This window comes from Photobacterium angustum (assembly GCF_003026365.1).
GTDB lineage: Bacteria > Pseudomonadota > Gammaproteobacteria > Enterobacterales > Vibrionaceae > Photobacterium > Photobacterium angustum.
The window spans coordinates 167576-181919 of record NZ_PYOM01000003.1 but is presented as its reverse complement, the minus strand read 5'-3'; the positions used below and the strand labels follow the sequence as shown (position 1 = coordinate 181919).

13 protein-coding genes are annotated in these 14344 nt (G+C 37.7%); 6 read left to right on the top strand and 7 right to left on the bottom strand.

From position 1 onward, the window contains the following. Window positions 1-147 precede the first annotated feature (147 nt). Entirely contained in the window at window positions 148-2187 is a 2040-nt protein-coding gene (locus CTN01_RS04285; protein ID WP_045150344.1) for a TonB-dependent hemoglobin/transferrin/lactoferrin family receptor, read from the top strand. Between the two features lie 82 nt (window positions 2188-2269). On the opposite strand, the gene gss is transcribed toward CTN01_RS04285, so the two are convergent. Beyond that, complete coding sequence (gene gss / locus CTN01_RS04280; RefSeq protein ID WP_045150343.1) at window positions 2270-4147, bottom strand: bifunctional glutathionylspermidine amidase/synthase; 1878 nt, start codon at window positions 4145-4147, stop codon at window positions 2270-2272. Between the two features lie 874 nt (window positions 4148-5021). Between gss and CTN01_RS04275 the strand changes: the two genes are divergently transcribed. The 5 genes from CTN01_RS04275 to CTN01_RS04255 all read left to right on the top strand — a co-directional run bounded on the left by CTN01_RS04275 (window position 5022) and on the right by CTN01_RS04255 (window position 9629). Beyond that, window positions 5022-6440 (top strand): disulfide bond formation protein B, encoded by a 1419-nt coding sequence (locus CTN01_RS04275; RefSeq protein WP_208598953.1) that lies wholly within the window; start codon window positions 5022-5024, stop codon window positions 6438-6440. A 306-nt stretch (window positions 6441-6746) separates the two neighbouring features. After that, a complete protein-coding gene (locus tag CTN01_RS04270; RefSeq protein ID WP_045150341.1) occupies window positions 6747-7382 on the top strand; it encodes a LysE family translocator in 636 nt (211 codons plus the stop codon). 106 nt (window positions 7383-7488) lie between these two features. Further along, the gene (locus CTN01_RS04265) at window positions 7489-8064 is read left to right on the top strand and encodes a class I SAM-dependent methyltransferase (protein WP_045150340.1); all 576 of its coding nucleotides are present in this window, start codon (window positions 7489-7491) and stop codon (window positions 8062-8064) included. A 296-nt stretch (window positions 8065-8360) separates the two neighbouring features. Beyond that, the gene (locus tag CTN01_RS04260) at window positions 8361-8834 is read left to right on the top strand and encodes an ASCH domain-containing protein (RefSeq protein ID WP_039860246.1); all 474 of its coding nucleotides are present in this window, start codon (window positions 8361-8363) and stop codon (window positions 8832-8834) included. A gap of 222 nt (window positions 8835-9056) precedes the next feature. Continuing rightward, the gene (locus CTN01_RS04255; protein ID WP_045150339.1) at window positions 9057-9629 is read left to right on the top strand and encodes a dioxygenase family protein; all 573 of its coding nucleotides are present in this window, start codon (window positions 9057-9059) and stop codon (window positions 9627-9629) included. A 478-nt stretch (window positions 9630-10107) separates the two neighbouring features. On the opposite strand, the gene CTN01_RS04250 is transcribed toward CTN01_RS04255, so the two are convergent. The 6 genes from CTN01_RS04250 to CTN01_RS04230 all read right to left on the bottom strand — a co-directional run bounded on the left by CTN01_RS04250 (window position 10108) and on the right by CTN01_RS04230 (window position 14342). Continuing rightward, a complete protein-coding gene (locus tag CTN01_RS04250) occupies window positions 10108-10821 on the bottom strand; it encodes a hypothetical protein (RefSeq protein ID WP_045150682.1) in 714 nt (237 codons plus the stop codon). A gap of 183 nt (window positions 10822-11004) precedes the next feature. After that, complete coding sequence (locus tag CTN01_RS23165) at window positions 11005-11304, bottom strand: hypothetical protein (RefSeq protein ID WP_346245259.1); 300 nt, start codon at window positions 11302-11304, stop codon at window positions 11005-11007. Between the two features lie 144 nt (window positions 11305-11448). Then, the gene (locus CTN01_RS23160) at window positions 11449-11709 is read right to left on the bottom strand and encodes a hypothetical protein (protein WP_346245257.1); all 261 of its coding nucleotides are present in this window, start codon (window positions 11707-11709) and stop codon (window positions 11449-11451) included. Window positions 11710-11891: 182 nt separating this feature from the next. Further along, a complete protein-coding gene (locus CTN01_RS04240; protein ID WP_107188468.1) occupies window positions 11892-12581 on the bottom strand; it encodes a hypothetical protein in 690 nt (229 codons plus the stop codon). A gap of 183 nt (window positions 12582-12764) precedes the next feature. Continuing rightward, complete coding sequence (locus CTN01_RS04235) at window positions 12765-13466, bottom strand: hypothetical protein (RefSeq protein ID WP_045150658.1); 702 nt, start codon at window positions 13464-13466, stop codon at window positions 12765-12767. Window positions 13467-13649: 183 nt separating this feature from the next. Continuing rightward, window positions 13650-14342: a hypothetical protein gene (locus tag CTN01_RS04230; protein WP_107188467.1), complete on the bottom strand. Its 693-nt coding sequence runs from the start codon at window positions 14340-14342 to the stop codon at window positions 13650-13652. Window positions 14343-14344: the final 2 nt, after the last annotated feature.

Genomic DNA, 14344 nt, shown 5'->3' with positions numbered 1-14344 from the left:
AATGGCTTATATAGGAATGAATATTCCCTCTAATAATGCGAATCAAATAAATATCATTTCTTAATCTAAATGATAGTAATTATCGTTTTTGTTTGTAATAATGTTTGCAGATTTTGTTACAAATAAAAAATTGTGAAGTAGGGATATATGAACAAGCAATTAACTCTGATCGCCAGCTCTTTAGTAGCGGCTCTTTCTCCATCTGTTTATGCCAGCAACGATGTTTCTCAATTTGATGAGGTTGTTGTTTCGGCTTCTAGGGTTGATGAAACTAACCAGGATAAAACAAGGACGGTTGCAAAAGTTAGCAGCGAAGAACTTGATGAAATGCAGGTTAACTCAGTCGCTGAAGCGGTAAAATTTATACCAAACGTATCTGTTGTTGGTGGTAATGTTGCGAGTAATCAATCCGTTAATATTCGAGGCTTAGAAGGTAATAAAGTCTTACAAATCATTGATGGGAACCGCCAAAATGTCCAGTTTGATCACCGACCATCCTTCTTCTTAGATCCAACTTTGATCAGTGACATTGAGGTAGTAAAAGGCCCTGTAAGTTCTTTATATGGCTCAGGTGCTATTGGTGGTGTAGTTATTCAAAATACAATCACTGCAGATGACTTGGTAGAAGATACAGGCTTTGGTGGCAAAGTTAAAACGGGTTACCAGAGTAACGGAAATGTTGTGACCACCGTTGGTGCGATAGCTAACAAACAAGATAATGTAGATTGGTTATTAGCTGGTAGTTATCAAGACAGTGGTGTGATGGAGCAAGGCAATGGTTATAAGCTCTATGGTACTGAAGCGATTAATAAGACGGGGTTAGCTAAATTTAATTGGCACTTTACCGATAGTCAAAGTATTGGTTTAGATTACCGTATTTCTGATTATGATGGACACCCACCAGTTGTCGGCTCGACAGAGCCATTAAGCACAGAAGATAAACTAATTGACCGTACGTCCACGGATCAAAATATTACATTAAAGTATGCTTATAACCCTGAAAGTAACCTAATTGATAGTGCCTTTAGAATTTATCGTAACGATACAGATATTAAAGAGTTAGGTAATGGAAATACTGAAAAAGATATCAGTTCTATTACTACAACAGGTTTCTCTGTTACCAATAAATCTGATTTAGACCGCTTCCAAGTCTTTATTGGTGCTGATGGTTATGAAGATAAGTTAGATACTAAACGTCCAGTAACAACCTCAAGGCGTCCAACACCTCCTGATGGTGCTAAAGTAACAACTTTAGGTGGCTTTGCTCATGTTAATTACTCACTATTAGAGTCACTTGAACTAGATGCAGGCTTACGTTACGACACGTTTGAGTCAAAAGCGGAAGGGTTCGAAAATAATAAGCAAGATGCTTGGTCTCCATCTGTAGGTGCTAACTGGCAAGCAACAAATTGGATGGCATGGTCATTAAGATATGACGAAGCATTTAGAGCTGCAAATACGTCTGAATTATTTATGGACGGTACTCACTTTGAAATGGGACCTGTTACTAATGTATTTGTACCGAACCCGAACTTGAAGCCAGAGCAGGCGCATAATATCCAATTAAAAGGTACATTTAATTTCGATAACCTTATTGGTGATGATGAGTTACTGATCACAGCAAGCGTTTTCCAAAATAAAGTTAAAGACTTTATCAATCTAGATGTAACGGTACCAAGCCGTAGCGAAATGATAGCGTGTATGATGGCAAACCGTGGTTCTGGTGTTGGTTGTGGTGGTACAAGTACTTCAAACAATATTGATAATGCTAAATTAAAAGGTTTTGAAGTTGTTGCCCAGTACCGTTATGACAGATTAAATACATTGCTATCGTACGGTCAAACACGTGGTAAAGATGAAAATACGGGTGAGTGGTTAAGTAATATTCCTGCCGATAAATGGGTAGCGCAAGTTGACTACGGTATCTGGGAAATCGACACCAAAGTAGGTACACGAGCTATCTTTGCCAGCACTCAAGATCGCCTTCCGAAAGGTGATAGCGAAGGTTCTTATAAGTCTTATGAACTTGTTGATTTCTATGCTTCATGGGAGCCAACCTCAAACATGGAAGGCTTAAAGGTTGATTTCACTGTCGCCAATGCGTTTGATGAAAACTACCGTACACCGTGGACGCAAGTTTATGAACCTGGTCGTTCATACAAAATTTCTGCTGAATATAAGTTTTAATCCTTTAATACTTATATAAATAAAAACGCACAGTTTTACCTAAAGTAAGCTGTGCGTTTTTTTATTATATAGAAGCAGGCTACTATTTTAAGAACGCACTGTCTTCCAATACAATCAAAGGTTCGATATCACTGTCTTTTTTAATTACTAATGAATCATCTGAACGCAAACATACACCGCCATAGTTCCCATCGACAGTAAAAGTACAAACCTGAATATATTTATTGGCGACTTTAGGTAAACACCATAGCTGCTGGTAGATGTTTTTCTGATTATTAAATTTCCCATCGGTTGTATCCAATACTGAATCGTTGTGGTTAACCAAATCAATATTGCTGCCACAGCGTCCAGCAATAGGCTTAACGGCATAACCAGTTTGGCGCAGTTCATCGGTTACGGTGAAGTCAGTATCTAATAAATAATGATGGTGGGGGAATAAAGACCAAAGCACAGGCAATATCGCTTTGTTACTTGGTATTACCGTCCATAGTGGCTCAAACACTTTAACTTCAGGGCGAAGTAACACGTCGATTAAACGCACTTTTGTATCAGGATAGCCAGTGTGAATAGGTACAGCGGCATATTCGGTGCTGCTAACTTCGCGCACTTGATCCATTGCGGTTTCCCATGCCCATGTTTTCCATACACATTGAATCAAGCGTTGTTCGTCATCGACTAATTGTCCAATATTGTTCCAATGTATGCCGTCCAACCCTTTGAGTATTTTGCTTTCAATGCCGGCTAAGGTTAACGCTTTTTGCATGAATAATGCGTGATAATCTTCCTCTGCATCATCATCTTGCATGATATGAACAAAATCATATTCTTGGCTGTACTTCCATACACTGGCAAGCTCGTTAAGTAGATCTTCAGCAGGGCTATTTTCAGTAATGTCGCCACCTTGCTCTGCCCATTTCTGAATGATCAAACACGCTTCCGTGTGACAAGATGCGGAATCAGCATTGTATTCATACACTTTTAAGCCATCATCAGACATACAGAAATCAAGGCGGCCTGTTAACATACTATGGCGGTGTTTTTGCCATGATAACCGTAAACGAGGCCATAAAATTTTCGGAATATCGAACAATTCAAGCAAACTATCGTCTTGCAGAACTTTATCTGTGGCGTGTAAGTACATTAAATGTAATTCGTTTGTGGCTTTGGCTAATTCATGCTCAGCGCTTTCAGATATGGTGAAATAACGATAAATATCATCGTTAAGTAACTGTTTGCTATTGGCTTGCTGGTAGGTTAATTCAAGCGGATCTGTTTCATCTAACCAAGGGGGTGAGAATTGCGCTTGGTTATCACGATAGGCACATTGAATATTCAGTAGCTCAGGTGAAGGAGAGGGTTGAGGTAAACAATCATGCGCTTCGATGTTATAAGCCATCCAACCTAAAATTTCAGAGTCTTCAAACGTATCTTCAATGGTGTAGCAGCCATCATTAACGTGTAAGGTTAATTCACGTGTCCATTGTTGACCTAATGGCAGTGGCGCAAACGTAACGTTCTGCTCAGCAATCATGACTTTGTTATCGATAATTTGAGTAATAATTGCGACGTGACCTGTTTCTTGAAACTCTCCACCTTTTTGCCAAATCAATAATGAACCAGCGACAGGCGCTTGGCGAGAGCCATTGGCAAATGCGTAAAGTGGTAAGATTTTATCGTTAACGACTTGGCGTAAGAAACGCAACGAAAAAATCTCATATGCCATACCGACATCGGTAAATACCAACCCGTAATTGATATAAAGAAAACGTCGCGCAAACTCGACACATTGCCATTTCATACCCATATATTCACCATGAACGTAGCTACGCATGGCGGAATCATCGGTGTATTCATTTTCATCGATAGTACTGTAATCGGAAGAGTAGATTGCAATACCACCTGGGGCATAACCTAGCAAAGTACCAAAAGGTGCATTATTGGCGTGATCGTCTGTATTCATAATGTGGCCTACATGTAATTATCGAAACAAAAGCAAAACGCTGTATGTTTTGATGGTTAAACTTTCTATAGCGACCGATGATGTGGCTCAGTGTTGAGCAAAGAAGATATGCATTCGCATCAGGGGAGTATGGAAATACCGTTTTTTATCAAGCTAAAACTTTCATCAAAAGCTTGCAATGCAGAAATGTGAATTGTAAGGATGCTTCAATAATTTGCGCGTTCTATGGAATATTTTTCGTTAGCCGCTATTCAATTGTCTCATTAGTGATGTTTATCGTCTGAATGTTGTTATTGGTATTTTTGTACAGCCTGTATGATCAATTCGTCACATCAATATGAGGATAAAAAATGTTAGATAATCAAAGTATTCGTAATATTGCGATTGTCGCTCATGTTGCATACAAACAAGAACTCTGTAAATAGACAGACGTATCGACACGAAGAGTGAGCTCTTAGCGTCTAATGATCACTTGGTAAGTGGCTACATTTATATTAAGAGTACTCATAATAAAGTTGATTTATTGGTGAGACTTCATACGTTATTTGATGCACACCAAAAGCCATGTGCTTAAAAATGCCCACTTAATATCAAAATTGTTATTACGAATATATAAAGAAATCGGTAATAAATTTAGCCGATAGAAATAGTTTTTAAGTCATCAGATATAGATGATATCTATTAATTAAATAAGTAAGGTGCGAGCTTGGAATTTTTAATATTATTTATAATTTTAATATCTTCATTATTAGTTGTATTTTATCCAAAAAGAAAAAACTTGAGTGATGTTTCTTTATTTTGTTCTGTCATTTTTAGTGTTTTATTATCTCTTGTCGTTTGTTGGAATATGATACTACCTATGGGGAACTACTAATTGAAACGTTTAAATAGCTCTCAAATATCCCTGTTTTTATCTGCTTTATCTTTAGGATTAACTGTGATCCCAATTGGTATTGCAACTGTGATACTTGGTTATATTCTGGGTGATAACCCTTGTATATTATGTTGGCAGGAAAGAATTGCAATAATACTTCTTTCTCTTTGTGCTTTATATATGTCTCGATATGGTTTGAGATTAAAATATATTAGTACCTATTATTTTATATGTATTTACGGGTTATGGCTAAGTATATTACATAGCTCTGTGCATCTTGGACAAGATATTGGACAGGGGTTTGGTGGGTTAATATTGGGTGCTCATGCTTATACATGGGGAGTGCTCTTATTTATAGCTAACTTACTAATTATGTCTTTATTATTAGGTTTTTCAAATGAAGATACATTAAAAAATACAACACAGATCCAATGGGGGAAGTTCCATAAATTCTCAGGATATAGCTTTATTATAGTTATCTTTTTAAACGTAATTCAGGCATTCACTCAAGTTGGTCCACCTCCATATATTGGACAAGGTAGCCCGCAAAGTTTTAGTTATGATTTAAGTAAAACGGTTTGGACAACAAAACATTGGCCTACGTGGAGTCATTTTTCATTTAGAGCCAATAATTACATCGAACAACCTGAATTTAATACATTAACGGCTAATGTAAACACTAAGCTTGAACATGCGAACGAATTGCTGAAGATAGAAAATACTGATCTTCCAGCTAATGTTACCGGTCGAGTAACAGCGATAAGTTATGATGAGAAAAGAAGTGTAATTGCTATTGCGACAAATAAAAACTGGATTTATTTACTTGATAATACGGCATCAAAAATATTAAGCCAATATAAAGTGGACCCAAAATTTGATAAAGATGTAAATAATATCTCTGGCGTTTTTTTTGATAAAAATGGAGAGGTTATTGTAACTTCTGTTTATAAAAGTTATGTAAAACTATCTGTTGATGATTCATATCGCATGAAAGAAGTGGGTAGAGGGAACTTAAAGACAGTTCGAGCTAGTAAAAGTTATATAGGTAGCAGTGCATTATCTTTATTAGATAATGAATATCTAACCTTGTCTTTGCCTAATAAAGTCAATGATTTTATTGTGTTATCAAGATTTAGCCGTAAAGATATGATGTTAAACGCTGAACAGATCATATCAATGAAAACGAAAGAGGTTCCTATAATAACCGGTATGGAAGTTACAGATAACGCAATTATTTTATTAAACAACTCAGGTAAGCAATTGATAGTTTTAGATAAAGAATCAAACAAACCTATAAATGTTTATGATATTGATGATGTTAATAACCCGCAAGGAATGACAATCATTTCTAATAAAGTCTTAATTACAGATGAAGACTCTGGTAATAAGATAGTGAAAACATACTTATTACCTATTTAACCTGTCAAAAAATAGGGTGAATAAAAGGTTAAGTTATTACTTAGCCTTTTTTCGTCTCTATATATAACTAGTTATAATAAAGTTGAGAGATTTATCGCTTTAACCCTGTTTTTAATAAGCAATATTTCTTACTTTCCATATTCTAAAAAATCATTTAAAAGGTTAAAAACGTCATCAGCTTCATGATGTATAGATTGTATCAATTGTGATAAAGGTATTATATTGGTGTATTTTGCATTGAAGTAAGAATGCTTATTTATGTCCTGATAGGGCCAATCACGCAAGTTAGTACAAGGATGATTATAAATGTTGGAGCAATACTTATTTCTACTGCCAATCGCTACGCTGTTACTCTTTGGTGCAATGACACCTGGTCCTTCATTTATCTTAGTTGCGCAAACAGCTATGTCAAAATCTCGATCTGAAGCCATGTGTATTTCAATAGGTCTAGGTTTGGGAGCAAGTACATTTGCATTTATTGCTTCAATGGGGCTCATTGCACTTTTTGATGCTGTGCCAGAGCTTTACGTAGCTTTCAAAGTTCTTGGTGGTCTATATCTATGTTATCTAGGGATAAAAATGTGGCGCGCGAGCAAAAGCAACGTTGTTTCCGATGGCGCAGAGCTAACGAACAAACCTGCTCATTTTAAGGCGGTAGTTCTTGGATTGACGACACAGTTAAGTAACCCAAAGACTGCAATTGTATTTAGCAGTGTGTTTGCAGCCATGCTACCCATGAAAGTTCCTTTTTATACAACATCTATATTGGTGGTGGGCGTGTTTGTCTTAAATTTTTCTTGGTACTTCCTAGTTTCTATTTTGCTATCAAGCCCAAAGGCTCAAGCAAGTTATTTACGCTTTAAGTCCTACATTAACAAAGGTTCAGGTGTCTTAATGGGGTCAATGGGCAGTAAGTTTGTTGCTGAGAGTTTCAAGCCCTAACAAAGCGTGCAAGAGGGGGGGCACGCGTGCATTTTTCGCTACGCTGCAAAGTCTGGCACACTAAGTTTTCACGTTAGCAATATTTTATATGACAGGGTAGGAAATCATGAATGAATGGGATTCTGTGGCAGATCGAGTCAATTTTAATTTAAAAATATCAACTGATGATTTTGTCGCATCTGTACCTCTTGAATCTAAAATTTTGGACTTTGGGTGTGGATATGGACGAATCACAAAACAGATATTAGAGCTTGGCTATCGTGAAGTCGTTGGCATCGATTCATCGAAAGAAATGGTGAGCCGAGGTTTGAGCGAATGTCCAGAGCTTGATTTAAGATATCTATCGGCTGAGGTTTTGCCTTTCTCTGATGGCGAATTTGATTCGATAGTTTTGTGTGCCGTACTAACTTGTATTCCAGAACAAAGCTATCGTGACAATATACTTAGCGAACTACACCGAGTGCTCAAACCTCAGGGTATTATTTATCTAGCTGAGTTTTGTTCATACCAAAGCTTAAATTTTGTCTCAGGTACAGGTGTATCTATGTGGCATAGTTCAAAAGCAGAGTTTGAAGCGTTACTAACAGACTTCAATATTGAGAATTCTACACTGGTCGACAACTCGACTATGTCAGGTCACAAAAGTATGGCAATCCATATCATCGCGCGAAAAGTCATATAACAGCTAAGTAAATATGTCGCGCGACGACACCGATAATTATACTCAATACCTCATTATTAATTTTAAAAATGTAATCTATTCTGATTAATTTACACTTCACTAATGATTTTTAACCAATAACACGAAATGATGCTTAAGATCTTCGGTTGTTAAAGTGTCTGATAATTTATCTTGTTGATGTGTAATGCGACGTAAAGCACGACTATAAGCATCAATCGTCGTTGGGCGTTTACCTTGTAAGGTGAGATGGGTAATGTGTTGGCGTTATATTTTTAATCACATTTTGAGTAAACATCATGGATGAAAGAAGTAAATTATACCTCGATCAATATCTTAGTTCTCTGTCTTGTGAAAGGGCATCACAGTACACCTCATTTAGTTCAGACTATTTTTGTGCCGACGAATACAATGCAAACCTATGCGCTGATCTCATATTACGCGGTGAAAAACGAGCCTCATGCAGTTTATATATTTGGTACAGCGAACAAGGTGAACTTATGCCTGAAGTGGGACATCTTCAGGTTGTCACTAATTGGTCTGGTGAACCCGTTTGCATTATAGAAGTAACCTCTGTATCAAAGTGTAAATACAATGAAGTAACAGCTGAGTTTGCAGCACTAGAAGGTGAAGGTGACAAAACACTAGGCTGGTGGAGAAAAGCTCACTGGAATTTCTTTTCAAAAGAGTGCGACGAACTCAATATCAGTCCATCAGAAGATATGGTGCTTGTCTTAGAGCATTTTAAAACTGTGTACTCAGCGAAAAAATAACAAGTTGTTTAGAGTGATTCACCATGCGGGCATTTTAATGTGTGCTGGTTTTAGTGTTTAAGGTGGTTTGCTGAGGCTTTGGTATTGCTAGCCTCACATCGTAACAAGATTTTATGTCCAAATGCTTCAGATGTTGATAAAACTTTATTATCCACTGGCATTCGTCTTGGCAAATCGTTCAATGTTAACCAAACTTAACTAAAACTTGCGATTGGTGAAACCATGGAACGACGACACTTTTTAGCGCTTTGGAGTTTGATTTTTACGACACGTTTAAAGGCCAAAACGCCGATACAGTTAACACCTGAACAAGCAGAAGGACCATTTTATCCGGTCGATCGTATTCCTCTTCGATCAAATTTATTACTTCAGACTGAAGGATTAATTGGAGAGCCCATCATATTGCAAGGGAAAGTAGTGGATACAACGGGAAACCCTGTTTCAGGCATCAAACTAGAAATCTGGCAGTGTGATGGGCAAGGTATCTATTCTCACCCAAACCAGCCAAATAACGATATGTTTGATGCTCACTTTGCAGGGTTTGGCGCGGTTGAAACTCAATCGGATGGGCGCTACTTATTTCAGACATTGTATCCTGTACCTTACGCTTCTCGTCCGCCACACATTCATGTTAAGTTGTGGCGTGGCAATCAAGAGCTACTTACCACCCAGCTGTACTTAAAAGGTAATACTGGTAATGAATGGTGGGGGGGAAAAGCCCGTGATCATCTGCAGTTTGAAACCATGCGAATTGACGGGCGTTTAACTGGTGAATTTACCTTTGTTATTGGCTAACGAATCTGATTAAGGCATCAGCTCAATTAACTGTGCCATGCGTTCTTTGTCCAGTATTGGATTAGATTCGGCTTCCGTGACTAGAACGATATCCACGGAAGGCTGCTACGACATATTGTCTTAGATATTAAGATCGTCTGTAACGCTAGAATGCCCATGCGCTTATTGCTATTCCCGAGCTTACAATCGCTCTTTGTGTAGATGCCAAATTGCAGCCTCGACGCAGGCCCGAGTCTATTATTTCCCTTAGCCACTTCTTTAACGTGTAATTAGAATCATGTTATTCGTCGATATTTTGCTGTCTAGTATTCTTTAAGTTACTAAGTCTCGCTGAGAATACACCTATAACCAGCTGGGCAATAATTGGCTTGAAATTCAAACTTGGTCATAGCAATAAAAGCCAGAGTTTATGTTCGTCAATCTACTGACGCTATAAAAAAACCGCCCATAAAGAGCGGTTTCGTTGAAAAAAGATTCGTTATCGAACAACCTCTAGGATAACTCGGTGAGCTTGAAATTTAGAGCCTTTGTATATATCCGAAAACTCTTCTTCAAAAGTATCGTTATATTGTTTGATGATTTTAATAATTGGTATTAATTTATTTTTTGGTATCACTAACGGAACTAGTGAATTTTCTGTTCTCAGAGGATCTGTTCTCAAAATATAATAATTTTCATCAGAGTTTCTCAACTTAGCATACCCACCGAACAAACATTGATGTTTATATGGCTTAGGACGAAAGTTTGTCATACTAAATGACATTAATGCCGCACCGCCAGCCCCTACAAATGCCATCGGCCCAATGAATATTGCCGCAAAGATACAAATAGCGCAGCCAACCCATGCCGAGCGTCTTACAATGGTGTAAGCAATTTCAGGAATAATATCTTCTTCTGTTAAATAAATGCCATACTGATTGATGGCGTAATAGTAACGTTTGTCTGCCTTTATTAGGTAGCGGATCCAAGGAGCGCCCCATAAAGCAGTGAATGCAAACACTCCTGCAATCACAAGTCCGTCACTATTCCAATTAAAAAACAAAACGGTCAGACCAATAAGCATTGGTATAAGAAAAAAAACAAATGCTACTTTTGTACGACTACTATCTGGATTCACGATGAGCTCCCACTCATAGACAGGAGCGGTGGCATATAATCGTTCAATTTGTTGTTCTTTATTGAGTGTTTCCATTCATTTCATCTCGGTGTAGGCGTACTTAACCTCGCTGAGAATACACCTATAACCAGCTGGGCAATAATTGGCCTGCAATTCAAACTTGGTCATAGCAATAAAAGCCAGAGTTGATGTTCGTCATGCTACTAACGCTATAAAAAAACCGCCCATAAAGAGCGGTTTAGTTGAAAAAAAGATTCGTTATCGAACAACCTCTAGGATAACTTTATGAGCTTGAAATTTAACATCTTTGTATATATCCATAAACTCTTCTTCAAAAGTATCGTTATATTGTTTGATGACTTTAATAAATGGCGTTAATTTTTCATTTGGAATGATTAAATCAAACCCATAATTGTAATTCTTTGTATACAATGAGTATTCATTTTCACAATAGTTTCTCAACTTAGCGTATCCATCGAACAAACATTGATGTTTATATGGCTTAGGACGAAAGTTTGTCATACCAAATGACATTAATGCCGCACCGCCAGCCCCCACAAATGCTATCGGCCCAATGAATATTGCCGCAAAGATACAAATAGCGCAGCCTACCCATGCCGAGCGTCTTACAATGGTGTAAGCAATTTCGGGAATAATATCTTCTTGTGTTAAATAAATACCATACTGATTGATGGCGTAATATTAATGTTTGTCTGCCTTTATTAGGTAGCGGATCCAAGGGGCGCCCCATAAAGCAGTAAATGCAAACATTCCTGCGACCATAAGGCCACCTCTATTCCAATTAAAAAACAAAACGGTCAGACCAATAAGCATTGGTATAAGAAAAAAAACAAATGCTACTTTTGTACGGGCACTATCTGGATTCACGATTAACTCCCACTCATAGACGGGAGCGGTAGCATATAATCGTTCAATTTGCTGTTCTTTATTGAGTGTTTCCATTCATTTCATCTCGGTGTAGGCGTACTTAACCTCGCTGAGAATACACCTATAACCAGCTGGGCAATAATTGGCTTGAAATTCAAACTTGGTCATAGCAATAAAAGCCAGAGTTTATGTTCGTCAATCTACTGACGCTATAAAAAAACCGCCCATAAAGAGCGGTTTCGTTGAAAAAAGATTCGTTATCGAACAACCTCTAGGATAACTCGGTGAGCTTGAAATCGAGGTGCATCTTTTAAGTCATCGATATACTCTGTTTCAAAAGTATCATTAAACTTAGCGAGCACACTTTCTATTTCTTTAAGCTTTTGTTTCGGAATTAGTGAAAGAAAAAAGCTCTCTTTTGTATTAATAAAAGATTTACAGCTTTCATAATACTCGAGTTGCGCGTACCCATCGAACAAACATTGATGTTTATATGGCTTAGGACGAAAGTTTGTCATACCAAATGACATTAATGCCGCACCGCCAGCCCCTACAAATGCCATCGGCCCAATGAATATTGCCGCAAAGATACAAATAGCGCAGCCTACCCATGCCGAACGTCTTACAATGGTGTAAGCAATTTCAGGAATAATATCTTCTTCTGTTAAATAAATGCCATACTGATTAATGGCGTAATAGTAACGTTTGTCTGCATTTACTAAATAGCGAAACCATGGACATAAAAAAGCAGCTCCTAATATTGGTACAATTGAAAATGCACCAGAGTCTGTCAAAAAAAATATCACACTAAGTAAAATAGAAAACAAAAGAAAGAAATATGTCATTTGTGTTCGAAAAGATATTGGATTCACGATTAACTCCCACTCATAGACGGGAGCGGTGGCATATAATCGTTCAATTTGTTGTTCTTTATCGAGTGTTTCCATTCATTTCATCTCGGTGTAGGCGTACTTAACTTCGCTGAGAATACACCTATAACCAGCTGGGCAATAATTGGCTTGCAATTCAAACTTGGTCATAGCAATAAAAGCCAGAGTTTATGTTCGTCAATCTACTGACGCTATAAAAAAACCGCCCATAAAGAGCGGTTTAGTTGAAAAAAAGATTCGTTATCGAACAACCTCTAGGATAACTCGGTGAGCTTGAAATCGAGGTGCATCTTTTAAGTCATCGATATACTCTGTTTCAAAAGTATCATTAAACTTAGCGAGCACACTTTCTATTTCTTTAAGCTTTTGTTTCGGAATCATTGACGCAAAAAGCCAATCTTTGGTTTCTAAACTAGATTGACAACTACTGCCATATTCCAACTTAGCATACCCATCGAATAAACATTGATTTTTAAATGGCTTAGGACGAAAGTTTGTCATACCAAATGACATTAACGCTGCACCGCCAGCCCCCACAAATGCTATCGGCCCAATGAATATTGCCGCAAAGACACAAATAGCGCAGCCTACCCATGCCGAGCGTCTTACAATGGTGTAAGCAATTTCGGGAATAATATCTTCTCTTGTTGAATAAATGCCATACTGATTGATGGCGTAATAGTAACGCTTGTCTGCGTTAAGTAAATAACGCCACCAAGGAGCAGCCCATAAAGCAGTCAATGCAAACGCCCCTGCAATCAAAAGTCCATGACTATTCCAAGTAGAAAACAAAACGGTCAGACCAATAAGCATTGGTATAAGAAAAAAAACATATGTTAACTTTGTGCGAGTACTATTTGGATTCACAATGAGCTCCCACTCATAGACAGGAGCGGTGGCATATAATCGTTCAATTTGTTGTTCTTTATTGAGTGTTTCCATTCATTTCATCTCGGTGTAGGCGCACTTAACCTCGCTGAGAATACACCTATAACCAGCTGGGCAATAATTGGCTTGAAATTCAAACTTGGTCATAGCAATAAAAGCCAGAGTTTATGTTCGTCAATCTACTGACGCTATAAAAAAACCGCCCATAAAGAGCGGTTTAGTTGAAAAAAAGATTCGTTATCGAACAACCTCTAGGATAACTCGGTGAGCTTGAAATCGAGGAGCATCTTTTAAGTCATCGATATACTCTGTTTCAAAAGTATCATTAAACTTAGCGAGCACACTTTCTATTTCTTTCAGCTTTTGTTTCGGAATCAGTGAAAGAAAAAAGCTCTCTTTTGTATTAATAAAAGATTTACAGCTTTCATAATACTCGAGTTGCGCGTACCCATCGAACAAACATTGATGTTTATATGGCTTAGGGCGAAAGTTTGTCATACCAAATGACATTAATGCCGCACCGCCAGCCCCCACAAATGCTATCGGCCCAATGAATATTGCTGCAAAGATACAAATAGCGCAGCCAACCCATGCCGAGCGTCTTACAATGGTGTAAGCAATTTCAGGAATAATATCTTCTTGTGTTAAATAAATGCCATACTGATTGATGGCGTAATAGTAACGCTTGTCTGCCTTTATTAGGTAGCGGATCCAAGGGGCAGCCCATAAAGCAGAAAATGCAAACACTCCTGCGACCATAAGGCCACCTCTATTCCAATTAAAAAACAAAGTAGTCAGACCAATAAGCATTAGTACTAGAAAAAAAACAAACGCTATTTTTGTACGACTACTATCTGGATTTACGATGAGCTCCCACTCATAAACAGGAGCGGTGGCATATAATCGTTCAATTTGTTGTTCTTTATCCATTT